This is a genomic window from Amycolatopsis azurea DSM 43854, assembly GCF_001995215.1.
Taxonomy (GTDB): domain Bacteria; phylum Actinomycetota; class Actinomycetes; order Mycobacteriales; family Pseudonocardiaceae; genus Amycolatopsis; species Amycolatopsis azurea.
On the sequence record NZ_MUXN01000001.1, the window covers coordinates 182,913 to 209,411 of the forward strand.

The 26,499-nt window shown below is 67.5% G+C and carries 20 protein-coding genes and 1 tRNA gene; 7 read left to right on the top strand and 14 right to left on the bottom strand.

Going from position 1 to position 26,499, the window contains the following annotated elements; all coding sequences use genetic code 11:
• Positions 1-2: 2 nt before the first annotated feature.
• The 9 genes from B0293_RS00890 to B0293_RS00930 all read right to left on the bottom strand — a co-directional run bounded on the left by B0293_RS00890 (position 3) and on the right by B0293_RS00930 (position 7,283).
• Positions 3-1,436: an MBOAT family O-acyltransferase gene (locus B0293_RS00890; RefSeq protein WP_005165267.1), complete on the bottom strand. Its 1,434-nt coding sequence runs from the start codon at positions 1,434-1,436 to the stop codon at positions 3-5.
• Positions 1,437-1,536: 100 nt separating this feature from the next.
• The gene (rlmB, locus tag B0293_RS00895) at positions 1,537-2,493 is read right to left on the bottom strand and encodes a 23S rRNA (guanosine(2251)-2'-O)-methyltransferase RlmB (protein WP_005165266.1); all 957 of its coding nucleotides are present in this window, start codon (positions 2,491-2,493) and stop codon (positions 1,537-1,539) included.
• Between the two features lie 35 nt (positions 2,494-2,528).
• On the bottom strand, positions 2,529-3,920 hold the full coding sequence (gene cysS, locus B0293_RS00900; protein WP_039919374.1) for a cysteine--tRNA ligase: 1,392 nt from the start codon (positions 3,918-3,920) through the stop codon (positions 2,529-2,531).
• A gap of 46 nt (positions 3,921-3,966) precedes the next feature.
• A complete protein-coding gene (locus B0293_RS00905) occupies positions 3,967-4,653 on the bottom strand; it encodes an HAD family hydrolase (RefSeq protein ID WP_039919396.1) in 687 nt (228 codons plus the stop codon).
• 107 nt (positions 4,654-4,760) lie between these two features.
• Positions 4,761-5,156 (bottom strand): PPOX class F420-dependent oxidoreductase, encoded by a 396-nt coding sequence (locus B0293_RS00910; RefSeq protein ID WP_005165261.1) that lies wholly within the window; start codon positions 5,154-5,156, stop codon positions 4,761-4,763.
• Positions 5,157-5,178: 22 nt separating this feature from the next.
• The gene (locus tag B0293_RS00915; RefSeq protein ID WP_005165259.1) at positions 5,179-5,574 is read right to left on the bottom strand and encodes a PPOX class F420-dependent oxidoreductase; all 396 of its coding nucleotides are present in this window, start codon (positions 5,572-5,574) and stop codon (positions 5,179-5,181) included.
• 28 nt (positions 5,575-5,602) lie between these two features.
• Entirely contained in the window at positions 5,603-6,073 is a 471-nt protein-coding gene (ispF, locus tag B0293_RS00920; protein ID WP_005165257.1) for a 2-C-methyl-D-erythritol 2,4-cyclodiphosphate synthase, read from the bottom strand.
• The gene (locus tag B0293_RS00925) at positions 6,070-6,732 is read right to left on the bottom strand and encodes an IspD/TarI family cytidylyltransferase (RefSeq protein ID WP_407640091.1); all 663 of its coding nucleotides are present in this window, start codon (positions 6,730-6,732) and stop codon (positions 6,070-6,072) included. The genes ispF and B0293_RS00925 overlap by 4 nt, the downstream gene beginning before the upstream one ends.
• 59 nt (positions 6,733-6,791) lie before the next feature.
• Complete coding sequence (locus B0293_RS00930) at positions 6,792-7,283, bottom strand: CarD family transcriptional regulator (RefSeq protein WP_005165253.1); 492 nt, start codon at positions 7,281-7,283, stop codon at positions 6,792-6,794.
• 297 nt (positions 7,284-7,580) lie between these two features.
• Between B0293_RS00930 and B0293_RS00935 the strand changes: the two genes are divergently transcribed.
• Together B0293_RS00935 and radA are read left to right on the top strand one after the other, a co-directional pair.
• Positions 7,581-8,312, top strand: coding sequence for a copper chaperone PCu(A)C (locus B0293_RS00935; RefSeq protein WP_005165250.1), 732 nt, complete (start codon positions 7,581-7,583; stop codon positions 8,310-8,312).
• A gap of 136 nt (positions 8,313-8,448) precedes the next feature.
• Positions 8,449-9,807 (top strand): DNA repair protein RadA, encoded by a 1,359-nt coding sequence (gene radA / locus B0293_RS00940; RefSeq protein WP_005165249.1) that lies wholly within the window; start codon positions 8,449-8,451, stop codon positions 9,805-9,807.
• Here radA and B0293_RS00945 read toward each other — a convergent pair.
• Together B0293_RS00945 and B0293_RS00950 are read right to left on the bottom strand one after the other, a co-directional pair.
• Entirely contained in the window at positions 9,804-10,934 is a 1,131-nt protein-coding gene (locus B0293_RS00945; RefSeq protein WP_005165248.1) for a CU044_5270 family protein, read from the bottom strand. The two genes, radA and B0293_RS00945, sit on opposite strands and share 4 nt — an antisense overlap.
• Before the next feature lie 10 nt (positions 10,935-10,944).
• Positions 10,945-11,586, bottom strand: a complete 642-nt coding sequence (locus tag B0293_RS00950; RefSeq protein WP_005165247.1) for an RNA polymerase sigma factor — start codon at positions 11,584-11,586, stop codon at positions 10,945-10,947.
• Between the two features lie 158 nt (positions 11,587-11,744).
• On the opposite strand from B0293_RS00950, the gene B0293_RS00955 reads away from it, so the two are divergent.
• Both B0293_RS00955 and B0293_RS00960 read left to right on the top strand, forming a co-directional pair.
• Positions 11,745-12,410 (top strand): C39 family peptidase, encoded by a 666-nt coding sequence (locus B0293_RS00955; protein WP_005165246.1) that lies wholly within the window; start codon positions 11,745-11,747, stop codon positions 12,408-12,410.
• A 115-nt stretch (positions 12,411-12,525) separates the two neighbouring features.
• Positions 12,526-13,482 (top strand): glycoside hydrolase family 6 protein, encoded by a 957-nt coding sequence (locus B0293_RS00960; RefSeq protein WP_039919394.1) that lies wholly within the window; start codon positions 12,526-12,528, stop codon positions 13,480-13,482.
• A 440-nt stretch (positions 13,483-13,922) separates the two neighbouring features.
• On the opposite strand, the gene otsB is transcribed toward B0293_RS00960, so the two are convergent.
• The 3 genes from otsB to B0293_RS00975 form a co-directional block, all read right to left on the bottom strand.
• Entirely contained in the window at positions 13,923-16,451 is a 2,529-nt protein-coding gene (otsB, locus tag B0293_RS00965) for a trehalose-phosphatase (protein ID WP_005165243.1), read from the bottom strand.
• 39 nt (positions 16,452-16,490) lie between these two features.
• Positions 16,491-17,930, bottom strand: a complete 1,440-nt coding sequence (locus tag B0293_RS00970) for an alpha,alpha-trehalose-phosphate synthase (UDP-forming) (protein WP_052014574.1) — start codon at positions 17,928-17,930, stop codon at positions 16,491-16,493.
• A 94-nt stretch (positions 17,931-18,024) separates the two neighbouring features.
• Positions 18,025-19,590: a threonine/serine exporter family protein gene (locus tag B0293_RS00975; protein ID WP_005165240.1), complete on the bottom strand. Its 1,566-nt coding sequence runs from the start codon at positions 19,588-19,590 to the stop codon at positions 18,025-18,027.
• Positions 19,591-19,740: 150 nt separating this feature from the next.
• On the opposite strand from B0293_RS00975, the gene B0293_RS00980 reads away from it, so the two are divergent.
• The 3 genes from B0293_RS00980 (at position 19,741) to B0293_RS00990 (ending at position 26,198) form a co-directional block, all read left to right on the top strand.
• Positions 19,741-21,321, top strand: a complete 1,581-nt coding sequence (locus B0293_RS00980; RefSeq protein ID WP_039919371.1) for an alkaline phosphatase D family protein — start codon at positions 19,741-19,743, stop codon at positions 21,319-21,321.
• Positions 21,322-21,365: 44 nt separating this feature from the next.
• A tRNA-Thr gene (locus B0293_RS00985) sits at positions 21,366-21,438 on the top strand.
• A 1,028-nt stretch (positions 21,439-22,466) separates the two neighbouring features.
• Positions 22,467-26,198, top strand: coding sequence for a KAP family P-loop NTPase fold protein (locus B0293_RS00990; RefSeq protein WP_245192083.1), 3,732 nt, complete (start codon positions 22,467-22,469; stop codon positions 26,196-26,198).
• Positions 26,199-26,499 lie beyond the last annotated feature (301 nt).

Sequence of the window (26,499 nt, forward strand, 5' to 3'; positions counted from 1 at the left end):
CCTCAGAACTGGTAGTAGAGGAACGGGCTGAACGTGCCGGTCGCGATCAGGATGGCCGCGTACACCAGCCCGACGGTCATCACGCCGATCCGCAGCGCCGTCGCCGGGCGGCTGCGTGACGACTCCAGCAGCGGCCCGGTCACCGGATGCGCGGGCAGGAACACGATCGCCAGCGCGCACAGCAGGATGAGCAGCCGCTGGTTGGTCACCGCGCTTTCGACGACGTCGGTGAGGCCGGTGAAGTCCGGCAGCACCATGTGCCCGATCATGCCGAGCGCGTGCGGCAGGTCCTTGGCGCGGAAGAACACCCAGCCGAACACCACCAGCACGAGCGTCAGCACGCGGCGGCCGATGCGGGCGACCTGGGTCTTCGGCGTGACGTCGTAGCCGAAGGCGCGTTCCACGATCAGCAGCGCGCCGTGGTAGATGCCCCAGATCAGGAACGTCCACTGCGCGCCGTGCCAGAACCCGGTCAGCACGAACACGATGCACAGGTTCCGGTACGTGTGCCCGGCGCCGGTCCGGTTGCCGCCCAGCGGGATGTAGACGTAGTCGCGGAACCAGCGCGACAGCGACATGTGCCAGCGCCGCCAGAACTCGGTGATGGTCACCGACGAATACGGCCGCGCGAAGTTCTCCGGGAGCCGGAAGCCGAGCATCCGCCCGAGCCCGATCGCCATGTCGGAGTACCCGGAGAAGTCGAAGAACAGCTGAAGCGTGTACCCGATCGCGCCGAGCCAGGCGATCGCGAAGGTCATCTGGTCCGATGGCGTGTTGAAGCAGGCGTCCACCATCGGGCTGAGCGAGTCCGCGATGATCGTCTTCTTGCACAGCCCGAGCGCGAAGCGCGGGAAGCCGGCGGCGATGTCGTCGAGGCGGTGCGACCGCTGCTGCGGCAGCTGGTCGGCGATCTCGCGGTACCGCACGATCGGCCCGGCCACCAGCTGCGGGAACATCGCGATGTACGCGGCGAACGACACCGGGTTGCGCAGCGCGCGGCGTTCACCGCGGTAGATGTCCACCACGTACGAGATGTGGTGGAACGTGTAGAACGAGATGCCGATCGGGATGACCAGGTCGGCGACCGGGAAGCCGCCGCCGAACCAATGCGTCACGGCCGCGATCTGCTGCGTCGCGAAGCCCGCGTACTTCCAGATCAGCAGCATGCCGACGTTGAGGCCGATGACCCCGAGCAGCAGCCGCTTGCGCCGCTTGTTCTGCAGGTCCCACGCGTTCGGCTCCAGCGCGGGCCCGGCCAGGAAGTTGACCACCATGCAGCCGAGCAGGACCAGCGTGTACGGCCCGGCGCCGGTGGCGTAGAAGACCAGGCTGCCGACCGCGACGATGCCGTTCCGCCAGCTGCGCGGGCACAGCAGCACGGCGAGCAGTACCGCCGGCATGAAGTACCACAGGAACAGTGGCGAAATGAACGACATCGGTGCGGGGTCCCCCAGGGCGGTTACGCGTTATCCGCTGGTGACCTTAGCCTGCGAGCCCCGCCCGGTGTCGATGAACTACGTGTGACGAAGTGCGGGGTCAGACACGTCCCGCGATACGGCGGCGGCGCGCCACCTCGGCCAGCAGCACCCCGGCGGCGACCGAGGCGTTGAGCGACTCGACACCGGCGGACATCGGGATCGACACGGTCGCGTCGCAGGTCTCGCGCACGAGCCGGGACAGGCCGCGGCCCTCCGAGCCGAGCACGATGACCAGCGGGTCCGCCGCGAGGTCCAGTTCGTCGATGTCGACCGAGCCGTCCGCGTCGAGGCCGACGACCATCAGGCCGTCGTCCTTCCACGCCTTCAGCTGACGGGTCAGGTTGGTCGCGACGGCGATCGGCAGCTTGGCGGCGGTACCGGCGGAGGTCCGCCACGCGACCGCGGTCATGCCCGCGCTGCGCCGCTCCGGCAGCAGGACGCCCTGCGCGCCGAACGCGGCGGCCGACCGGATCACCGCGCCGAGGTTGCGCGGGTCGGTGACGCCGTCGAGCGCGACGAACAGCGGGGTCTGGCCCGAGTCCTTCGCCACCGACATCAGGTCGCGCGGGTCGGCGTAGACGAACGGCGGGACCTGCAGCCCGAGGCCCTGGTGCATGGCCCGGTTGGTCTTGCGGTCGAGCTCCTCGCGCGGGATCTCCAGGATCGAGATGCCCTTGTCGCCGGCGAGCCGGACGGCCTCGTTGACGCGGTCGTCGATCTCGATGTTGATCGCGACGTACAGCGCGGTGGCCGGGACGTCGGCGCGCAGCGCCTCGACCACCGGGTTGCGCCCGGCGATCAGCTCCGGCTTGTCGGCCTTCTTCTGCCGGGCCTGTTCCTTGCGGTCACGCGCGTTCGAGATCCGGTACGCCTTGTGCCCGGGCCGGTCTTCGGCCTTGGGCGTCGGGCCCTTGCCTTCGAGGCCCTTCCGGCGCTGGCCGCCGGAGCCGACGACCTGACCCTTCTTCGTGCCGGGCTTGCGAATAGCGCCCTGGCGCCGGGAGTTGCCTGCCATGAGTGAGAATCCTTGAGCTAGAAACCGAGTAAGTGTCAGACGTCCTTGACGGTCCACTGTGGACCGTTCGGGGTGTCTTCCACCACGATGCCCGCCTGCTGGAGGCGGTCACGCGCGGCGTCCGCACGGGCGAAGTCCTTCTCGGCGCGGGCCTGCTGCCGTTCGGTGAGCAGCCCTTCCACGAGATCGGACAGCGCCTGCCGGGTGGGCGTCTCATTGCCGCCCGCCTCGGACCAGCGCGCGGAGAGCGGGTCGAGGCCGAGCACGTCGGTCATCGCGCGCACGGAGGCGGCGATTTCGAGTGCCTTGGAATTGTCGGCCGCGTCGAGGGCCGCGTTACCGTCGCGGACCGTGTTGTGCAGCACTGCGAACGCCTGCGGGGTGGCCAGGTCGTCGTCGAGGGCGGCGGCGAATCCGGCCGGGACCTCGCCGATCCGCACCTCGCCCGCGATGCCCGCCGTGCGCCGGAGGAACTGCTCGATCCTCCGGTAGCCCTGTGCGGCCTCGGTGAGCGCTCCGTCGGAGTACTCGATCGTCGACCGGTAATGCGGCTGGACCAGGTAATACCGCAGTTCGGGCGCCCGGTAGTTCTTGATCATCTCCGGGATCGACACCGTGTTGCCCAGCGATTTCGACATCTTTTCGCCGGACATGGTCACCCACGCGTTGTGCAGCCAGAATCGCGCGAACGGATCGCCCGCCGCGTTGGACTGGGCGCGCTCGTTCTCGTGGTGCGGGAACACCAGGTCGACGCCGCCGCCGTGGATGTCGAACTCCGCGCCGAGGTACGCCGTCGCCATCGCCGAGCATTCGAGATGCCAGCCGGGACGACCGGAGCCCCACGGCGTCGGCCACGACGGCTCGCCCGGCTTCGCGCTCTTCCACAGCGTGAAGTCGCGCGGGTCGCGCTTGCCCTCGCCGAGGCTCTCGCCCTGCTGGACCTCGTCGAGCTTCTGGCCGGACAGATCGCCGTAGCCGTCGAACGCCTTGACCGAGAAGTACACGTCGCCGCCCGAGGCGTACGCGTGGCCGCCGTCGATCAGCCGTTGCATCAGCTCGACCATCTGCGTCACGTGGCCCGTCGCCCGCGGGGCGATCGAAGGCGGCAAGCAGCCCAGCGACTCGTACGCCGACTCGAAGGCGCGCTCGTGCGTGGCCGCCCACTCCCACCAGGGACGATCCGCCGCGGCGGCCTTGGTGAGGATCTTGTCGTCGATGTCGGTGACGTTGCGGACCATCAGCACGTCGAGTCCACTGTGGACGAGCCAGCGACGGAGGACGTCGTAGTTCAGCGCGCCGCGGACGTGGCCGATATGCGGGATGCCCTGCACGGTGGCACCACACACGTACATGGACGCCGTTCCGCTACGGGCAGGATGGAACTCCCGCACGCTTCGGGTCGCGGTGTCATAGAGGTGTAGTGCCACCCTAAAAGGGTACGGGGTCGGCGTGAGCGGTGTCGCAGTGACCGTATTACAGCAGGTTATGGGTACGCAGGGCGCTCAGCAGGGCATCTGGCCGCTCGGTCGTCGGCAGCGGCTCTACCAGCGCGAACGCGCAGCCGATCTCGCGTGCGGCGCCGTCGGCCTCCTCGCTGTCGCCGACCATCAGCGTCTCCGCCGGGTCGACGCCGAGCCGCTCGATCGCGGTGCGGAAGATCTCCGGCTCCGGCTTCACCGCTCCGACCTCGAACGACAGAATGAACTCGTCGACGAAGGCGTCCCAGCCCCGGATGCCGAAGGCCGGCCGGATGTCGAAGGCGATGTTGCTCAGCACCCCGAGCTTCACGCCTTTGCCCGAGACTCCCTTGAGGACGGCTTCGGTGTCCGGGTACGGCGTCCACTGGGTGGGATCGATCAGCCGGTTGTAGAGCGCGACGGCCTGGTCGGCGTGCGGCACCCCGGACTGCTTGAGGACCTCGAGGTACACCTTGCGGTGGAGCACCGGGTCGCGGTCGCGGTTGTGCCAGGCGTGCAGGTGTTCCTCGTCGAGATCGACGACCTGGCCGACCGGCGCGGTCATCCGGCGCATCAGTTCGGTCTGGGCTTCGAGGTCGAGGCTTTCGCCGTCGTGGTCGGTGAGATCGGCGAGCCAGGTCTCGTCCTGCTCGAGCCGGAAGACCGTGCCGGAGAAGTCGAACAACACAGCGCGAAAGGTCACGTGGTCCACATTAGCCACGATCGGGGGGTTCTCGCCTCTCTCCGCGTGTGAGATGAAAGGTCCTTTCCCGGCGGGTTTCGCGGGGAAAGGACCTTTCGCGGAACGGGTCAGGCGGCGTTGCCGGTGATCTTGGTGGGCGTGACGCGGACCAGCACGCGGACGACCTCCGCCGGCTCGTCCGGGTAGTCCTTGCCGAGGTACTTGTGCGAGAGCTCGTTGATCAGCTCGCGCCCGCCCTCGTCGGTCATCTCCACGGTCCCGCGGATCTCGACGTAGTTGTACGGGTTCTCCTGCTCGAAGACCGAGACGGACACCCGCGGGTCCCTGGCCATGTTCCGCTCCTTGAGACGGCCGCGGACGGTCGCGAAGATCAGCGTGTCGCCGTCCCGCTTCGCCCACAGCACGGACGTCTGCGCGGAGCCGTCGGCGTTGATGGTCGCGAGGACCGGGAAGTTGTTGCCGTCGAGGAGTTTCTTGGTCGCGTCGTTGAAGGTCACACCCATGTCCGAATCCTAATCGGCCTGATCAACGAACGTTCCCGGCGATCCGATCGACCCGCAGGCGGACGATCACCCGTTCGACCTCCGGGCCCTCCGGCGGGGCGTCCTTGCCGAGGTACTTGTGGCTGAGCGTCTTCGGCAACGTCTTTCCGGGATCCGGGGTGATCGTGACCGTGCCGCGCAGTTGCGTGTGCCGGTACGGGTTCTCCGCGTCGGTGATCGACACGCTCGCGCGAGGATCGCGACGGAGGTTTCGCACCTTCAACCTGTCTTCGGTGGCGCTGAAGACCAGATCGCCGTCGTCGAGGCCCACCCAGATGACCGAGGTCTGCGGGCCGCCGTCGGCGTCCAGTGTGGCCACGGTCGCGAAGTTCTTGCCGTCCACCAGTTCGCGGACCGGTTCGGGAAGTGTGACTGCCATGACAGCCCGAACCGGCTCCCGGCCCGGGCTATTCCTGTGACGGCAGCAGCAACGCCGTCGCGAACGCCGCGATGCCCTCGCCGCGTCCGGTCAGGCCGAGCCCGTCGGTCGTCGTCCCGGAGACGCTCACCGGTCCGCCGACAGCCTCGCTCAGCACCTTCTGCGCCTCTTCGCGGCGCTTGCCGACGCGCGGCGCGTTGCCCACGATCTGAACGGTCGCGTTCCCGACGGTCCAGCCGCCCGCCTCGACCAGGCGCCGTGCTTCCGCGAGGAACTCGACACCGTGCTTGCCCGCCCAGCGCGGATCGCCCGTGCCGAACACCGCGCCGAGATCGCCGAGCCCGGCCGCGGACAGCAGCGCGTCGCACAACGCGTGCGCCGCGACGTCGCCGTCGGAATGGCCCGCGCACCCGTCGACGCCGGGCCAGAGGAGACCGGCGATCCAGCACTCGCGGCCCGCCTCGATCGGATGGACGTCGACGCCGTTGCCGATCCTCAAAGCACATCCTCTTTTCCTGCCACTGCGATCGCTTCCGCGAGCGTCAGTTCGAACGAAGTGGTGACGCGCATCGCGTCGGGGTGCCCGGCGATGGTGTGCGCGCCGTCCAGAGACGGTTTATCGGCATACGAGAGAAAAGTCTCACGGGTGAAGCCGAGCGGGGTTTGCGCCGTACGCAGGTGTGCGCGGTCTTCGGTTCCGGTGATCACCTTCGCCGCATCGGTCACCTTCACGGTGTCCGCCATCGGCAGTACGGGAACCACGAAAGACGAACCCGCACGGACCGCGTCCGCGACGGCACGGACCGTGTCCGCGGGAGTGAAAGCGCGCAAGGCGTCGTGCACGAGGAAGACCGGATTCCCGGCGATTTCCCTTTCGACGGTGTCGAATGCGTGTTTGAGTGACCGCCCGGGTACTATCCGGCATCGCCGATCGGAACCGCTGTTCTCCAAGCCGCCGAGAGCGGCCGAAAACAAATCAGCACACCGCTCGGGGGCCGCCACGACCACCAGATCGAGATCCGGCAGAGCGAGCAGCCCCCGCACAGTGTGCGTGAGTAGAGCTTCACCATTGACCGGCGCGAGAGCGAGCTCCGCGTCGGAGGCATGGTGTCGAACGACAGTGACGAACACGATTGTGCTCATATGGACGGTGCTCATATGTGCGCGATCGTAGTGGTATCCCGCGCAGCCTCACCTGGCGTGGGAGATCCGCCGGTTCAGACTGCCGCGGTTTCCAGAACTTCGTCGAGGAGGACTTCAGCCTTGTCCTCGTCGGTGCCCTCCGCGAGCGCGAGCTCGCTGACCAGAATTTGCCGCGCCTTCGCCAGCATGCGTTTCTCGCCGGCTGAAAGTCCGCGGTCCTTCTCTCGCCGCCAGAGGTCGCGCACCACTTCAGCCACCTTGTTCACATCGCCGGAGGCGAGCTTCTCGAGGTTGGCCTTGTACCGACGAGACCAGTTGGTGGGCTCTTCGGTGTGCGGAGCACGCAGAACGTCGAAAACCTTGTCCAGTCCTTCTTGCCCGACGACATCACGAACACCGACGATCTCGGCGTTGTCAGCGGGCACGCGAACCGTAAGATCCCCTTGCGCGACTTTGAGGACGAGGTACTTCTTCTCCTCGCCCTTGATCACGCGGGTCTCGATGGCTTCGATGAGTGCGGCACCGTGGTGCGGGTAGACGACGGTCTCTCCGACCTTGAAAACCATGTGTCCTCTGCCCCTTTCGCTGAATTCATCTTAGCACGTGCCGACGAGGCCCACCTAGCGGCCCGCGATCGTCGTCGCAGGTCAGCGGCCTGACGGTGGTCCGCCCGGGGGTTGACAAACCCAATTCGCCCGTGCTCATGCAGGTGAGAAGCGAACGTTTTCCAAATCCTTTGTGGACGGTTGATCTTGGGCACGTCACCGCATTGGTGGCGTGTCAACACGCACCGGGTTCTCCGCCCGCGAAGCCGCCCGGCTAGTCTTCGCGGTGAAGAGGCCGTGAGATGGAAGGACTCCGACGTGAGGCTGCAGAATCGTCGCGTGTTCGGCGCAGGTGTGCTGGCGCTCGGCGCCGCGCTCGTGCTCGCCGGCTGCGGTGCTGGTCAGATCACCCAGACCGACTCGCAGCAGCCCGCGGTCAACGGGACGTACGCGCAGGCTAAGGAGCTGGTGCTGCGGAACGCCGCGCTCCAGTTCCCGACCGAAGGCCAGGCGTACCCGGCCGGTGCCGCCGTGCCGCTGACGCTGACCATCGTGAACCAGGGCAAGCAGGACGACGAGCTCGTCTCCGTCTCCTCCGAGGCCGCCACCGGTGACGCCAAGATCACCGGCGCCAAGACCGTCGTCGCGAGCCACGCTCTCGTGATCGGCCCGTCCGACTCGGTCGAGTCGACGAAGGAGGCCGCTCCGACGAGCGCCCCCTCGTCCGCGCCGCCGTCTTCGGGTACCCCGTCTTCCTCGGGCGCTCCTTCGAGCAGCCAGTCCGGCGCCCCGTCGTCGTCGGAGGTCGCCGGGACGGTCACGCCGTCCGCCGGCCCGGAGTCGTCCGCCGCGCCGGGCGAGGTCGGCAAGGCCACGATCGTGCTGCAGGGCCTGAAGCAGCCGGTGTGGGCGGGTCAGACGATCAAGGTCACCTTCGTCTTCAAGAACTCCGGCTCGGTCACGCTGGAACTGCCGGTCGCCGCGCCGTCGCACCCGGGCAGCCGGGCCCCGGCGCCGGAGAAGCCCAAGGCCGAGGGCGGCGGGCACTAAGCTTCCATAGACGGGCTGAAGGGGCCCTTCACCGCATGCGATGCGGTGAAGGGCCCCTTCGCTGCGTCCGATGCGGGGAAAGTTCCCTTCGGCAGGGCTGCCGGGGTTTGTCGGTGGTGGCCGCTAGCCTCGCGGAGTGGTCAAGAAAGGCAGTACCTACCGCTGCGGCGAGTGCGGGTACGAGGCGCCGAAGTGGGTCGGGCGCTGCCCCGAATGTCAGGCGTGGGGAACCCTCGAAGAACGCGGCGACGCCCGCCCCGCGATAGCCAGGGTCGCCGCCGGCGCGCCCAGCGCTCCCGCGCGCCCGATCGGCCAGGTCGACGTCGAGACGGCGCGGGCCAAGCCCACCGGAGTCTCCGAACTGGACCGGGTGCTCGGCGGCGGGTTCGTGCCGGGCGCGGTCATCCTGCTCGCCGGGGAGCCCGGTGTCGGCAAATCGACCCTCCTGCTGGAGGTCGCCTATCAATGGGCGGCCACCGCGGGCCGCGCGCTGTACGTCACCGGCGAGGAGTCGGCTGGGCAGGTGCGCCTGCGCGCCGAACGCACCGGCAACGTCCACGACGAGATGTTCCTCGCGGCCGAGAGCGACCTGTCCGCGATCCTCGGCCACGTCGACGCGGTCAAACCGGGTGTGCTGATCGTCGACTCGGTCCAGACCATGGCCTCGCCGCAGGTGGAGGGCGCGCCGGGCGGGGTCACCCAGGTCCGCGCGGTCACCTCCGGGCTGGTCGCGCTGGCCAAGGAACGCGGGCTGCCGATCGTGCTGGTCGGTCACGTCACGAAGGACGGCTCGGTCGCCGGGCCGCGCGTGCTGGAGCACCTGGTCGACGTCGTCCTCCAGTTCGAAGGCGACAAGCATTCGACGCTGCGGATGCTGCGCGGGATCAAGAACCGCTTCGGCGCCGCCGACGAGATCGGCTGCTTCGAACTCGTCGAAGAGGGCATCGTCGGCGTGCCCGACCCGTCGGGCCTGTTCCTCAGTCACACCTCCGAGCCGGTCGCGGGCACCGCCGTCACGGTGACCATGGAGGGCAAGCGCCCGCTGCTGGGCGAGGTCCAGGCGCTGGTTTCGGCGACCCAGTCACCGCAGCCCCGGCGCGCGGTGAGCGGTCTCGATTCGGCGCGAGTGGCGATGGTGCTGGCCGTGGTCGAGAAGCGGGCGAACATCAAGGTCGGGGACAAGGACGTCTACGTCGCGACCGTCGGCGGCATGAAGATCACCGAACCCGGCATCGACCTCGCGGTCGTGCTGGCCCTGATCTCGTCCGCCAGGGACACCCCGCTCTCACCCAAGCTCGTCGCGATGGGCGAGGTCGGGCTGTCGGGCGAGGTCCGGCGGGTACCGAGCGTCGGGCGGCGGCTCGCGGAGGCCGCCCGGCTCGGCTTCACCTACGCGCTGGTGCCGCCGGACTCCGGCAAGATCCCGCCGGGCATCCGGGTGCTGGAGGTCGGCGACGTCGGAAGCGCGCTCAACGCCGCCAAGCACGCGCGTTAGGGCCCTTCTCGGTCGGTGACCTGGGTGGTCACCGTCGTGTCGAACAGCGTCAGCCCCGGGAAGTCGGGGTCGGTCCGGTTCCGGGCGGCGCCGTAGCTCGTGAGGTGTGCTGTGGCCAGGTCCACGACGAATGTCTTGATCTGGTCCGGCTCCCGCACCGAGAACGAGATGGCCGGACGGCGGTCGGGGGTGATCACGTTCGTCTCGACCGTGATCCCCGGGACCTTCGCGAGCGCCTTGCACAGTGCCACTCGAAGATCGCCGTAGCCGTGCGACGAACGCAGGACGCTGAGTGCCATGCGGAACATCTCGGGCGCAGTGTTCGCCTCGCCGTCCGGGTTGTCGCCGCGCAGCCGTTCGAGCAGCTTCGCCGGGTCGGTGGGAAGCGCGTCGAGGAATTCCTTGTCCAGAATCATCCAGCTGGTCCCCGTAGGGTTGTCCCGTTGGGTCGAGACAGGTGCTTCCGGCGGCGAACTCGTCGTGGTCGAACTCGGCTTGGGCGGGGCTTCCGAGGTCGAAGCCGGTCCACCCACCGGCGGCGGGTGGGCGCCTTCCCAACCGGTGACGACCTCCGCGCCGGGGATCAGGTCGCCTGCTGACCTGGCCGTCTCGTAGTCACCCTTGATCCAGCGGACCTCGCCGGTCCTCCTGAACCGCGTCATGTGCCGGAGGGACCAGTCCGAGGGCAACCATCGCTCGTGGATCTCGTGCGTCTGGTAGATCACCCCGCTCTTCTTGCCGATCCGCGTCGTCCAGACCGACTCGGTGGAGAGCCAGTACTGCCTGCCCGCCAAGGGGAGATCGGAGCTGTGGAGGTCCTTGAGCACGTCATCGGCCGGGGCGAGTGTCACGGGGGCGGCCGGGGCCGGGCCGTTGTCGCCGGTGAAGACGTTCGTCGCCACGATCCCGCCGCCGGACACCAGCGCCGCGGCGGCCGCGGCCGCGATCCATCGCCACGCGGCCGGGCGTTTTTTTACCGGTGGAGCCGTCGCCGGGAGGAGGTCGTCCTCGACCTCGCCCGCCGCGCGCAGGAGCGCGGCCCTTGCCCGGGACAGTTCGTCCTGCCGGGTTTCCGGTCCGGAATGGAGGTCGGCGAGGGCCTCGTCGAGTTCGGCTTCGGACCACACCTTCCTGATGCTATCGCCGTGCACTTTCGCCCTCCTCCTGATGCCTCGAATCGTCCTTTGTGGACTCTGTGGTGATCTCCGGTGCGTTGGCGCGCAACCATCTTCTGATCCGGTGTAGCCGGGATCTGACGGTTCCGGCCGGGATCCCCAGCGCCTCGGCCACCTCGCCGGGATCCAGGCCCGCCCAGGAGACCAGGAGCAGGGTGTCGCGGTCCGCGACGCTCAGTTCGGCCAGCGCGCCCGCCAGCTGGGCCGCGCGGGACTGCGCGTCGACCCGTTCGACGACGCGGCCGTCGTGCCCGGCCGAGACCACCTGGTCGGCGGCCGCGAGCCGGGCCGTCGCGCTGAGCGCGCGGGTCTCGGTGCGGACGTGGTGGCGGAGCAGGTTGGTCGCGATGCCGTAGAGCCACGCCCGCGCCGTCCCGGCGTCCGGGCGGTACGTCTCCCGCCGCCGGAGTGCCACGAGGAACGTCTCGGCGACGAGGTCGTGCGCGGTCTCGGTGCCGACGCGGCGCGCGAGGTAGCGCTGGAGCGGGGCCGCGTGGGCGTCGAAGAGCATGCCGAAGACGGGCGCGGGGTCGGGTCCGCCGAGATCCGGTCTGTCCGGCCCGCGCGAGCCGGCCTGCTCGTGATCGTCTTTCATCACCTGCACGATCTCTATTGGCCGAAGACGCCCGGTGCGTTCATTGGATCCTACTTTCGTCGTGGGCCGATCGGGGAAGACGCAGGTCGAGATCAAGACAAAAGCGGCCGGACGGGCAATTCTGTTCAGTATTCACCATTGAAAAGTGAAACTGGGGAAGGATTACCATGCGTCGACTCAGGACCGCGGTCGTCGCCGCGCTGGCGGTGTCCGCACTGATCACCGCTCCGGCGGTGGCCGTCGCTCAATCCGAGAACGTAGTACCCGCGCCCGACTTCGTGAAGTCGATGGCGCCACCCGCCAAGGTCGAAGGGGTCCGGGCGGCCGCCGAACTCAACATCCAGTACCAGATCCAGGAGACCGGGTACTGGTGCGGCCCGGCCGCCACCCGGATCGCCATCTCCGCCAAGAACGGCAACCCGCCGAGCCAGCAGCAGCTCGCGAACGAGCTCCCGACCACCACCAACGGCACCGACTGGATCGGCCAGGTCACCCGCGTCCTCAACGCCCACATCGGCGGCGGCTGGTACGAGACCAAGGAGATGCCGAACGACCCGCCGACCCAGGCGCAGCGTGACCTTCTCTGGCGCGACATCGTGCTGGACGTCGACAAGGGCTACGCGCTCGTCGCGAACATCGTCGCCCCGGCGAACAACCACCCGCCGGGCTACCCGAACTACACCATCTACCACTACTTCACGATCATCGGCTACAACAGCGACAACATGACCGTGAAGATCGCCGACCCGGCCAACTTCGGCGGCAACCAGATCTACTGGCTCACCTTCAACCAGCTCGCCACGCTGATCCCGCCGAAGGGCTACTCGGCCTGATCCGCTTCGCGTTTAGTCCTCTGCTTGCGGTCCTTGCACGCGCAAGGACCGCAAGCAGAGGACGAAACGCGTGAGTTGTACGAATCTTGTACAAATGATCGAGAAGCTGGCGGGCATGCGCATCAAGACGCTCGGTCTGCTGGCCGCCTCGCTGCTGGCGCTGGTCGCCACGCCGGCCCAGGCAGCCGACGGCAACCCCCTCGAGAAGACCAACGGCTTCTACGTCGACCCGAACTCCAACCCCGCGGTCTGGGTGAAGGACCACCCGGGCGGCACCGCCGACAAGATCAAGGCCGCCATCTCCACGAAGGCGGGCGCGCGCTGGTTCGGCAACTGGAGCGGCGACGTCAAGAAGGCCGTCGACGGCTACACCTACGCCGCCGACGTCGCCGACAAGCTGCCGATCCTGGTCGCCTACAACATCCCCGGCCGCGACTGCGGCGGTCACTCCGGTGGCGGCGCGGGCAGCCCGGAGGCGTACCGCACCTGGATCTCGAACTTCGCCGACGGCATCGGCGGCAAGCCCGCGGTCGTCGTCATCGAGCCGGACGCGCTCGCGCAGGTCGACTGCCTGCCCACCGGTGAGCGTCAGACCCGCCTCGACCTGCTCAAGTACGCCGCCGAGCAGTTCGCCGCCAAGGCCCCGAACACCTGGGCGTACATGGACGGCGGCAACTCGACCTGGATCCCCGCCGCCACCATGGCCGACCGGCTCAACGCCGTCGGGGTGAAGTCGATCCGCGGTCTCGCGATCAACGTGTCGAACTACAAGACCACCACCGACTCGGCGAACTACGGCAAGGCGGTCAGCGCCGCGCTGTCGAGCAAGTACGGCTACACCAAGCCGTTCGTCATCGACACGAGCCGCAACGGCAACGGCCCCAAGGGTTCCGAGTGGTGCAACCCGGCCGGTCGCAAGCTCGGGACGCCCTCGCAGACCGGTGGCGGCGCCGAGATGCTGCTGTGGGTCAAGGTGCCCGGTGACTCCGACGGCAAGTGCGGGATCGCGCCGAACGTCGAAGCCGGTCAGTTCAGCTCCGATCTGGCCCTGCGCCTGATCAGCGGGACCTGACCCGCCCCAGGCCCGTCGCGCCGGCTGTTCGTCTGTGACTTTCGTTCTCCCGAGAAGGCGAAGGCCACGACCCCTTGGACAGCAGCCGGCGCGACGCCTCCACGACAGCGAAGGGGCCCTTCATCGCATGCGATGCGGTGAAGGGCCCCTTCGGTGCGGCCCCGAGAGGTCGCGGTGTCGCGAAAGGCACTTTCGGGACGTCAGACGTCGCGAAAGTGGCTTTCACGGCATGCGGTGGTGCCGGTAGAGGGGGTGCTGGGGAGTCAGAGGCCGGCCGGGTCGCGTTGTGAAAGCCACTTTCGCAACCTTGACCGTTGTGAAAGCCACTTTCGCAACACTTGAGACCGCCGGACCGGCGCGACGCCCCCGCCACACTCCGCCACGCGTGAAGGCCCCCTTGCTCGCGTCAGGCGCGAGCAAGGGGGCCTTCCTGTACTTCTCTACTGAGCGAGCAGGTTCGCGCAGCGGATCAGCCCGATGTGCGAGTACGCCTGCGGGTGGTTGCCCAGCGAGCGCTCCGCGATCGGGTCGTACTGCTCGGGCAGCAGGCCGGTCGGGCCCGCGGCGTCGACGATCTGCGTGAACAGTTCCTCGGCCTCGGTGCGCCGCCCGGTGAGCAGGTACGCCTCGATGAGCCAGGCCGCGCAGATGTGGAAACCGCCCTCGCCACCGGGAAGGCCGTCGTCGCGGCGGTACCGGTACACGGTGGACCCGCTGCGCAGTTCCGCCTCGATCGCGGTCACCGTCGACTGGAAACGCGGGTCGGCCGGATCGATCAGCCCGGTCAGCCCGACGAACAGCGACGCGGCGTCGAGGTCCGTCCCGTCGTAGGCGGTGGTGAAGGCCTGGACCTCTTCGTTCCAGCCCTTCTCCAGCACGTCGGCGGCGATCTCGTCCCGCAGCGACGGCCACGCGCCCGGCACCGCCCGGCCGTAGACGTCGCCGAGCTTGATCGCCCTGTCGATGGTCACCCAGCACATCACCCGCGAGTACACCCGGTGGCGCGGCACGTGCCGCTCCTCCCAGATGCCGTGGTCCGGCTCGTTCCAGCGCCGCGTGACGGCCTCGGCCATCGCGCGCACCAGCTGCCAGTCCTCGTCGCGCAGCTCGCCGCGCGCCTCCGCCAGCGTCTGCACGAGTTCGACGACCGGGCCGAAGACGTCCAGCTGCACCTGGTGGTTCGCCAGGTTGCCGACGCGGACCGGCCGCGAACCGGCGTACCCGGGCAGCGATTCGATGACCGCTTCGGCGCCGATCACGCTGCCCGCCAAGGTGTACAGCGGGTGCAGCCGTTCCGGACCGGCCAAAGTGGACAGCACGCCGTGCAGCCAGCGGAGGTAGCCCTCCGCCTCCTCGGTCGAGCCGAGGTGGACCAGCTCGCGCACGGTCATGGCCGCGTCACGGATCCAGCAGTACCGGTAGTCCCAGTTGCGGACGCCGCCGATCTCCTCCGGCAGCGACGACGTCGCCGCCGCGAGCACGCCGCCGGTGTCGGTGTTGACCAGCCCGCGCAGCGTCAGCGCCGAGCGGCCGACTAGGTCGGTCTGGACGCTGGGCAGTTTGAGCGTCTGCGCCCAGGTGCTCCAGTAGTCGCCCGCCCGGGAGCGTCGCTCCACTTCGGACAGTTCGTGCGCGCCGAGATCCGAGGTGCCGCAACGGAGTTCGAGCACCACCGGGTTCTCCGGGGTGGGCGTGACGAGCGCCGACGCGGTGTCGTTCATGCCGTCGGAGGTGATCTCCCACTGCACGCCGGGCGAGCGCAGCGCGAACGGTTCCGAGGTGCCCTGCACCAGGATGCCGTCGCCCTCGGCGACCAGTTTCACCGGCACGCCACCGAATTCGGGCCGCGGCGCGAACACGATCTCCGCCGCCGTCTCGCCCGAGATCACCCGGACGAGATCCGTGCGGTGCGCGGGGCTCTCCGGTTCGAGGTAGTCGGTGACGAGCAGCCGGGACCAGCGGGTCTCGACCGTCATCGTGTTCGGCAGATAGCGCTGCCCGAGCGGCAGGCCGTTGCGGTGCGGCTTGATCGAGAAGTGTCCCGCGCCGGCGCCGCCGAGCAGGTCCGCGAACACCGCGGGCGCGTCGGGGCCGGGGTGGCACAGCCAGGTCAGCCGGGCGTCCGGCGTGACGAGCGCGACCGAACGTTCGTTGGCCAGCAGGGAAAGCCGCTCGATCGGCGGCGCCTGCTCGCCGTAGAGCCAGTTGCGCCGCTCTTCGAGCAGGAAGGCGAGCGCCATCGCGACGTCGACGGTGTCCGGGACCCGGTACTGCGCGAGGCTTTCGCCCTCGCCGACCTTCACCCCGAGGTCCGGACCGGAGATCCGGGCGAACGCCTTCTCGTCGGTGACGTCGTCGCCGAGGAAGATCGCCGCGGTCGCGCCGACCTGGTGGCGCAGGGTGTCCAGCGCGCGGCCCTTGTCCGTCTGGACGACCGCGAGCTCGACGACCTCCTTGCCGTCGGTCGTGGACACGCCCTCCCACTTCGAAGGTCCATTGTGGACATCGCGCAGGACCCGGCGGCCCGCCTCGTGCTCGGCACGACGGACGTGCACCGCGATGCTCGCGGGCTTGACCTCGAGCGAGACACCCGGCACGTCGAGCACCAGGTTCTCGAGCTCGGCCTCGAGCCGTCTGTGGAGCTCGCGGGCCTTGTCGTCGAGAGCGTGGATGAAGCCGATGTCGAACTCGGACCCGTGGCTGCCGACGAGGTTCACCTCGGCCGGGAGACGGGACAGGGTGGCGAGATCGCGCAACGCGCGGCCGGAGATGACCGCGGTGGTCGTCTCGTGCAGGCCGGCCAGCGACCTGAGTGCGCCTACCGATTCGGGCAGCGGCCGGGCTTCGTCCGGGTTGGCCGTGATCGGAGCCAGCGTGCCGTCGTAGTCGCAGGCGACCAGCAGCCGCGGCGTGCGGGCGACCTGAACGATCGCTCGCCGCAGCTCGGCGGGCAGTGCCTCGGCGGTCAACGATTCTCCTCGAGAGCTATGCGGGGTATGGGGGAAGTCTCAGTCGGCCGGTTCGGCACCGAGCGCCTGGAGGAACGAGCGCGCCCAGCGGTCGACGTCGTGCGTGAGGACTTGGCGACGCATGGCGCGCATACGGCGGCGGCCCTCTGCGGGGTCGAGCGTAATGGCTGTCTCCAAGGCGTTCTTCACCCCGTCCAGATCATGTGGGTTGACCAGTAGCGCACTGGTCAGCTCCGCCGCGGCGCCGGCGAACTCCGAAAGCACGAGCGAGCCGCCGAGATCGTGGCGGCAGGCGACGTACTCCTTGCAGACGAGGTTCATCCCGTCACGCAGGGGGGTCACCACCATGACATCGGCCGCCGAAAAGAACGCGGCCAGTTCGGTCCGGTTCACGGACTGGTGCAGATAATGCACGACCGGGTGACCCACGCGGGCGAATTCACCGTTGATTCTTCCGACCATCTGCTCGATGTCGCCGCGCATTCGCTGGTAGTGCTCGACGCGCTCGCGGCTCGGCGTGGCCAGCTGGACGAACGTGACGTCCTCCGGACGGACGCGGCCCTCGTGCAGCAACTCGTGCAACGCCTGCAACCGCAGGTCGATGCCCTTGGTGTAATCGAGCCTGTCGACGCCGAGCAGGACCTTCTTCGGATTGCCCAGGTCACGCCGCAGCTGGGCGGCGCGTTCGGCGACACCCTTGGTCTTGGCGAGTTTGTCGAGGCCGATGGCGTCGATGGAGATCGGGAACGCGCCGACCCGGACCGTGCGGTCGCCGACCTGCATCAGGCCGGGGCGGGTGCGGATGCCGACCGCGCCGCGGCTGGACTCGAGACCGGCCAGCTGCCGCGCCAGCCAGAGGAAGTTCTGCGCGCCACCCGGCCGGTGGAACCCGACGAGGTCGGCGCCGACCAGGCCGCGGACGATCTCGGTCCGCCACGGCATCTGCATGAACAACTCGACCGGGGGAAACGGGATGTGCAGGAAGAACCCGATCCGGAGATCCGGGCGCAGTTCGCGGAGCATCGCCGGGACCAGCTGAAGCTGGTAGTCCTGGATCCACACGGTCGCGCCCTCGGCGGCGACCTGCGCGCTCGCCTCGGCGAAGCGCTTGTTCACCCGGACGTAGGACTCCCACCAGCTCCGGTCGAACACCGGCCGCGCCACCACGTCGTGGTACAGCGGCCAGAGCGTCGCGTTGGAGAAGCCTTCGTAGTAGTCGCGGACGTCGTCCGAGGTCAGGGAGACCGGGTGCAGGACCAGACCGTCGTCGTCGAATTCCTCGACTTCGACGTCGGGCACACCCGGCCACCCGACCCAGGCGCCCTTGCGGGACCGGAGGAACGGTTCGAGCGCCGACACCAGGCCACCGGGGCTCGCCGTCCAGCGCCTGCTCCCGTCGGCGGTCCGTTCGAGGTCCACCGGAAGCCGGTTCGCCACCACCACGAAATCCGCGGAGGCCGTTCTGCTCGTCTCGGCCATTGCTTCGTCCACCAGCCGCTCCCTCAAACTCGCGGGTCGCTGCCCTAAGGGGAAACCCTATCGCGCGAGGAGGTCGCGGCCGGTCGCCGAGCGATCACTCCAAGCGTCGTTCGGCGGGTTCCATCGGACCCGCCATCCGCGGTCCGGCGAATTTGCGTTCGAGCCTCCCGAGGCCCGTGCGCACCGGTTGCGCGAGGTATTCGCCGAGTACCACACCCGCGGCCAGGGCAAGCCCGATCGCGACCGCGGTCATGAGCGTCGAGATGTTGCCTCCGGGCTCGACACCCAATTGGTATAGACCACGATAGGTGGAGAGACCGGGGAGCAGGGGCGTGATGCCGGACACAGCCACCACGAGCGGCGTCACCTTGAGCCGCCTGGCGAGCACGCCGCCGCAGAAACCGACCAGCGTGGCGGCGATCGCCGACGAGCTCACGCCTTCGAAGCCGGTCACCATCAAGGCGCCGTAGACCGCGCCGCCGACCGCGCCCGCCGCTCCCGCGACGATCATCGCGCGCATCGTCGAATACGAGGCGAACGCGAAGCAGGCCGAAGCGCCGATGCTGCCGATGATGATGATCGGCAGGTCCTGCGGCGTGGAGGAGACGACCTCGGGCAGCGGGGTGAGCGGCATCTTGATCAGCTTCGCGATCTTCAGGGCGAGGACGACGCCCGCGATCAGCCCGGCACTCATCAGCGCGGTTTCCATCGTGCGCCCGGCCGCCGTGACGTAGTAGCCGGTGATGGCGTCCTGCACGGCCGAAACCGTGGAAAGCCCGGACAACAGCACGGTGACGGCCGCGGCGACGACCAGCGTGGGTTTGTCCGTGGTGAGCAGGCCGCTGCTGACTATCGCCATCGCGGACAGGGTCGCGACCAGGCCGCCGATCACCTGCTGGAAGAAGAACGGCAGCGCGTAGCGGTTCAGGAAGCGGCCGAGCCGGTCGATGACGGCGCTGATCACCATCGCGACCAGCGCGACGTCGATGCTGCCGCCGAGGATCAGGGTGATGAACCCGGCCAGCCCGCCCCAGGCGGCCGTGGCCACCCAGCGGGGGTACGGGTGCGGCGCGGTGGTGATCCGCTGGAGTTCCTGCTGGGCCTCTTCGGCCCCGATGTTCCCGCGCACGATCCGTCGGACCAGCGTCTCCGTCTGGGTGAGCCGCGTGTAGTCGAGGCTGCGTGAGCGGACCACGCGCAGCGCCGTCACCGGCGCCATGTCGGTGCCGCGGTGGCAGGTCACCGTGATCGACGTGAAGATCACGTCGACCTCGCAGTGCGGGAGACCGAGCGCGGAGGTCAGCGCGATGATCGTCGCCGTGACGTCGGAGGCGCCGGCGCCGCTGGACATCTGGACCTCGCCGATGCGCAGGACGAGATCCAGGACGAAGTTGACCGTCGTGTCGTCGGGCGGCTTCGGGCCCATCGTCTCTTCGCCGTCGACGGCGGGCTGCTCGGCCGTCGGGGCTTCGAGGATCTGCCAGGCGCGCCGGCGCAGGAGGTTCGGCCGGTGCGACCGAGCCTGGTGGATCGATCGCTCTCCGTCACGTTGGCGCGGCGCTTCCAGCAGCCATTCGCCACGTTCGGGTGTTTCGTCCTGGTTCTTTCCGACACCGCGTTCGCCGCGCTGGGCCCTCTTGGTGTGCTCGTTGATCTTCATGATCGATCCACCTCCTCACTCTTGGTTCGAGGGACTTTCCCGAGGACCATCGGGGCCGGCGCCCCGACTGTTGCAGGAAACCCGAAGTGGCGTCCGCCACGTCCGGGGAAGATCATCGCGACGTCGTCGATCTGCGGCACACTGCAGGGCATGGCGTCCTCTGTGAGCAGGCGATCCATCCTTCGCGCGGCCGGTGTCACCGCAGCCGGTACAGCGGCGACATTCACCCTTTCGGGGGCATCGAGCGGGGCGGGGACCCCGGTTTTCGGGCACGGCGTCGCCTCGGGTGACCCGATGCCCGATTCGGTGCTCCTCTGGACCCGGGTCACGCCCTCGGCCGAGGCCGTTCCGGGATCCGGAAAAGGCCTGGCGGTCGACGTCCGGTGGGAGGTGGCGAAGGACGCCGGATTCGCGGACGTCGTCGCTCGCGGTCACCTCCGGACCGGACCGGAACGCGACCACACGGTGAAGGTGACGGCCGGCGGGCTGTGCCCGTCGGCCGCGTATTGGTACCGGTTCACGTCCCAAGGGGCGGTCTCGCCGACCGGGCGCACGCGGACGGCGCCTGCGCACGACGACGACGTCGCGAGGCTGCGGTTCGGCGTGGTCTCGTGTGCGAACTGGGCTGTCGGTCACTTCGCCCCCTACGGCTATCTGTCCGGCCGCGACGATCTGGACGCCTTCATTCACCTGGGTGACTACCTCTACGAGGGAAATCCCAACCCTGCTGGTGATCTTCGGCCCTCGGTACCGCCCAACGAGTTGATCACCCTCGCGGATTACCGGCAACGTCACGCGATGTACAAGACCGACGAGCGGCTGCGGCGGCTGCACGCCCGGCATCCGATGATCGCCACCTGGGACGACCACGAGGCGGCCGACAACGCCTGGTCCGGCGGCTCGCCGTCACACGCCCCGGCGACCGAGGGCGGCTGGCTCGACCGGATGCGGGCGGCGCATCAGGCGTACTTCGAATGGATGCCCGTGCGGCATCGCGGTGACCGGCTGTACCGGCGGCTGAAGTTCGGGAAGCTGGCCGACCTCACCATGCTGGACCTGCGGACTTACCGGACCCAGCAGCCGGGTCCGGGTCCGGCTGCGGCCTCCGGGGAGGGCACGATCCTCGGCGACGAGCAGCGGCGATGGTTCCTTGAGGGCCTGGCGCGCGGGACGGCGTCGTGGAACCTGATCGGGAATTCGGTGATGGTCACGCCGATCAAGATTCCCGCGCTGCCCAGCCGCGAAAAACTCGCGCTGGACGGCCTGCTCGACGGCCAGCCGACCACGGTGAACACGGACCAGTGGGACGGCTACACCGCCGACCGCCGCCAGGTCCTCGACACCATCGCCGCGCAAGGGCGGGGCAACACGGTGTTCCTGACCGGCGACGTCCACTCGTCCTGGGCGAACGACGTGCCGCGGGACGGGACGAGCGTCGCGGTGGAGTTCGTCTGCCCGTCGGTCACCTCCGACAACATCGACGAACAGCTCGGCGTCCCGCCGCGGACCGGCTCGCTCAAGGTCGAGGCGGCGCTCCGCGCGCTGAACCCGCACGTGCGCTTCGTGGAACTCGACTCGCACGGCCCCTGCGTCCTCGAAGTGACCCCGGACGCCGTCCGGATGAACTGGCACTACGTCGCCGACCGCCGAGACCCGGCGACCGCCGTGACGTTCGCGCACGCCTTCCGGACGGTGGCAGGGGAGCCCTGGGTGCGGCCTGCGGACGGCTGAGGGGGCGCCGATATACTGGGCTCGCCCGGGCTGCCCTGGGCAAGGCCGCTATAGCTCAGCTGGTAGAGCATCTGTCTTGTAAACAGAAGGTCAGGGGTTCGAGCCCCCTTGGCGGCTCAAGATCAAAATAGCCTTTGACCTGCTGATATGACATGAAATGCGATCAGGATTCATGTTCGGTTTGGGCTGGTTGGGCTCCGTTTCGTCTCCGTTTTCACTGCTGTGCCGAAGTCTGCGTGCACTGGGGCGTCGAGTCGGGTGATGACTTCATTCGGTTCGTCGGGATCTGTCGGTTTTGAGGTTTCTGCTCAGGGGCTGGACGTGCGGTCCCCCGCCGTTGCCAGCGTTCCCTTCGGTGCGTCGCCGCCGTAACGCAGGCTGCCTTGAGGGTCGTCGTCTGACCGCGTCTCTGTCGGGACCAGCCTTCGTTGCCGTGTGGCTGGAACAGCGGTTCGACGGAGAACCCGAGGTGGCGCCGCCTGGGGGCGTCGCCAGGTGTCCGCCGGACGTGAACTGCTACGGCCTCCTCTTGATCCCTTCTGTCTGTTTCGAGGCAATTCGCTCCCATGCTCGAATCGGGCCAGTCGATAGACATAGTGCAGCGTCTCGCGTTGTGTCGGCGACTTGTCGAAGTTGTAGACGTCGGCGTCGTCGTCCGGAAACGCGCTTAACAGTCCGGCATAGCGCCGGAGCGGTCTGCCGCTGCGGCAGGGGTAAGCCCGCGCGCGGCGCAGTGGGGCCGGCGGACCGTTTTGTGGGTCGTCCGAGCTTTCAGGTGGTCTCCATGTCTTCACTCGATGGCACCGGCGATCCTCAGGTCGGAGGCCCGGTCGCAGCTAGCTGTTGTCCTTTGTGGATGCCTAAGGCGGTGTTCGGTGCTGCTGCTCACTGCGTGAGCTTCAGGCGCTCCTTGGTGGCAACTTTGCGCGACTCGACTTCGGAGGACGTGTCTCCGACGCGCTGCCCAGACCCGCGGCGCAGTTGTTATTTTGCAACCATTTACCGTATTAAGTGGAAGGCTTTTCAGATCACTGGTGGATATCGCTATGAGCGAAAGTCATTGTTTTAGGTCTAAAGTGTCAGTTGGACTGTCTGCTGTGCGCTGAGGGGTGCAGTGTGGACGGTAGGCGGCAGGGGTGGTTAATTTGGATGCAGATGTCGCGGTGAGATCCGGACTGCTCGGACACGAGGACTTGATTGAGGATCGAGAACTCACTGATGCCAACGAGGATCGGTTCGAGCATCAGCGCATAGCCGATCAACTTGTCGAGCTCGCGACGAGCGTGGAGGCTCCGACGAACATCGCTTTATACGGTCCTTGGGGTTCGGGGAAGTCTGGTATCGCGAATCTCGTGAAAGGTAAGCTTCAGCAGGTTAAAGGGGTGCGGTTTATTCGTTTCGACGCGTTCAAGTACGCGGAAAATCCCCTACGTCGGAACTTCGTGACAGCCGCGGCGAAAGAGCTCGGTGTGACCGATGCGAAGTATCATGAAGACTTGTACTCGGGTCGTACCCGCACCGACATTCGTGTCCCTGCCACGAGTATCCGGAAGCTTGTCGAGGTTTTCGCCATACTGCTTGTCGTCATGGTAGCCCTTATCGTGGGCGCCATTGCCGTCATCGCCCTGTTCCAGGCCGGTCCTTTCGGTGAGAACTTCGCTAAAATGTCCGGCACCGCCGTCACGGCTGGACTGGTGCCTGCGACGCTCCTGTCGGGGTTGATCGCACTAGTCGGCAAGAACCTCGCGGCCGAACGCAGCCTGTCCAAGCCGGACAGCGACGAGCAGTTCGAAGCTCTCCTCGCCGATCTGGTGAAGGACTCGAAAGCGGACCGTGTGGTGATCTTCGTCGACGAGCTCGATCGATGCAGCTCGGAAGATGTAGTCGCCACGTTGGATGCCGTGCGAACCTTCCTCGGAACCAACCAGTGTGTCTTCATAGTTGCAGCTGATCAGCAGGTACTCGAAGAGGCCCTGTCACGGAAATCGCAGCAACCCACCCCCGTGACGGCACACAATCCCTACTACAGCACCGGAAGCGCCTACCTCGACAAGGTCTTCCAGTACCAGATCAGCCTGCCCGCCCTGCTTGCTCCCAATATCGGCGAGTTCGCCCTGAACCTGGTGCAGACTCGTGAGTCCGGCGTCTGGAAGGAACTGACCAACCTTCCGCTCGTCATCTCAGTCCTGATTCCCAGCCACGTGACCAGCCCGCGCCGGGTGAAGCACCTGCTCAACACGTTCGCCCTGACCTACCGGCTCGCCGAGGATCGACACCGGACCGGGCATCTCCACGAGAACCCCGTGCAGTCGGCGACCGCGCTGGCGAAACTGGTGTGCCTTCGAGTGGAGTTCCCCCTGTTCGGCCGGGACCTGATCATCGACCCAGACCTTCCCTCGCATGTGCTGGAGTTACAGGATTCCAGATCCCTGCCGGAGAACCTCGCCCCTGACGTGAAAGAGCTCGCCCAGGGTTACAACAAGCCGGAGGCCAAGCTAGCGCCGCTGATGGTCGGGGAGGGTGACGAAAACGGCGAAGGCGTGGATGGTGCCGGAGACAAACGGGTCACTGACACCCGTCATACCCATCATCGCCAGCTGCTCAACTACCTGCGGCGGACGCGCACCGTCGAGGGGCCGTCCCGCGATCTTGTATTCCTGCGGAGCGAGGAGAGTCTGTTCGGTCTCGAGACCGCGTCCGCGAAGCGGCTCGTGGCGTCCGCCGAGGATGGTGACACCAAGGCGGTTGTGGATACGGTCGGCGCGGAGGACGTGCCTCAGGACCAGTGTGACGCCGCGTTGCGCTATCTCACGACGCGTATGCGTCATTCCTTCGGTGTCGCGGAGCAGAATATCGCCAGCGTCCTCGTCGACCTGGTCAAACAGCGGCCTGACCTGTCATACCAGATCGTGGCAGACGAGGTCCTCGCCTCGATCTCCAACCTCGCACAGTCCGGCACCGACATCTTGACGGCGAGCAACGCTTCGGGTGCCTGGCATCTGGCGCTGTGCGCGACAGGCGACACGGACAGGCTTCGACGGCGGATCATCCAGATCGCCCGAGATGATAAGGACGCGGATGCCCAGTTCATCCTGCAGGAGCCACGGGCCGCAGCCGCCGATGGCGCGGGTACCAGCGCACTTCTGGTCCGTGGTTTGTGCAGCCCGGACCGCGAGACGACACTCGCGACGCTTCGCGCATTGGACGCCTCCGCCAGGCTTGAGTTGTTGCGGCTTGTCCGGACGTTGCCGAGTCTGCTGGCCGAGGCGCTGAACACCCCGCCTGACACGGAACCAGCCCAACCCGCCACTGCTGCCGCCCCCGCGACTACGGCTTCCACTGCGACCGCAGTGCCTCAGCCGGTCGAATCCAAGCAGGCGACAGTCGCAAAGCAGGCCATTGAAAGCCTCGCAGTTCTGGCTCACGACCTGCGCAGTGACGACCCAAACTCGGCCTACGCGATCGTGGAGCTGGTTCTCGCCATCGATAACCAGTACGGACGCACGCAGATCGACAAGATCATCTCTGACCTGCCACCCACATCGGACAGTGATTTGGCCGGACAGATACTCCGTTCGGTTGAGCTCCGTTCCGTGAAGGCATGGCCCCGATGGTTGGCGGCGATCACTCCCGGCTGCCGCGTCACCGACGCCGATCAGCTCTGGGCAAGACTCGTCACCACGCTGTGGAACAGCGCCACGAGCAAACAGTCACCAGGCGTCGCCGACGTCGAGCGCGCCGCATCGGCACTGCTCACCCAGATCGAGCCGCTACCTCAAGCTCGGCCCGACATCACCGATGAGGTCGTGAAGACCGTCGGAGAAACGGTCGAGACCAACTCCGATGCGGCCTCAAGGCAGCCCGCCGTCATTGCCGCGCACGTGCTGGCTGCACACGGATTCGTGGACGCCACATTGTTGACCACAACCTTGATGGACTCGTTGACGAAGACCCTACGCGCTGACATCGCCGAGGACGACCGCGGAGACGCCCTGAGGTTGTACCTCTTCGAGACCGTTCCGGAAGTGTTCAAGAACGAGGTCGAGCGAGACGGCGCCACCACGCCGGCGATCGACTTGATGACCGCCCTGACCGAAGAACACTGGATGACGCGTTTCGGCCGCGTGCACCTCCTGCTCCGGTCACTGGACCACGCCGGACAACATCTGCCCGCGTTTTCCCTGCTGCTGCCCACTGCCGACACAATGACGACATTGGCCGACGAGCTCGTAGACCGCTCCGCGGAGCCGCTGGCCTCCTGGCTGCGGCTCGCGATGGTCACTCCAGCCGACGCCCGGGCGTTACTCTCGACCGCAGCCGGGACACCGCTCCTAACACCGGACGTCGTGGCGGCTTTCAAGCAGATCACCGCCGGCTGGAACGACGAAGAGCACCTCGAGTTCGTTCGGGCATTTGTGGGCAAGCCTGAGTCATCGATACCGGACACGAAGATAATCACCGCGATCGACCTCACCGGAGCGAACGAAGGCGGTGTCGTCGAAACACTGGTCGAGCGATACAACGCGAGCACAAACAACTCCATGCGCATCGCGGTGCTGAACTTATGGGCGGCCGCCTCGATCAGGAAGGATCCCGAACGAGTCGAGCTTTTCAAGCAAGTAGCGATCGTCATGCTGGAGCTGAGGTCCAACGGCAGCCCCAACGCCGAAGCGATCAAAGCTGTCTTCCGCGTCATGCCACAGATCGGGCCCCCGCCGAGAAAAGTACGCAGCGCCTTCAACACCGCAGCACAACGAGCGGTCGACGGTAAAAAAGATCTGGAAAATGCTGCTCTTCAAGGCCTCAAACCGCTGGGGTACGCGACGAAATTGGCTGGCCGCTTCACCGCCCGCCAAGTGATTGACTTCACCAAGTAATGTCAGAGTAGGCGGAATGCCGACGACTTCACGTCGGACTCGATGCCCATGTTCATATGGCGTACCTGTATAGGTTGGGTGCTAGCGCCGACCGCCGGTGTCTATGGCGCGTTGCAGGTCCAGCAGCGCGCCGTGGTGATGGTTTCGCGCTCCCGTCCAAGTAGAACCTCGTCGAGATAGGCTGGCGTTGATTCGACTCCCGCAGATGCCGCCACGGGGTTCATACTGGTGCCATTGTCGAGTTGCCAGGTTCGATGGACGGTGGAGATCTGGGTGCGCTACGCGCCACGTTAACCACCAC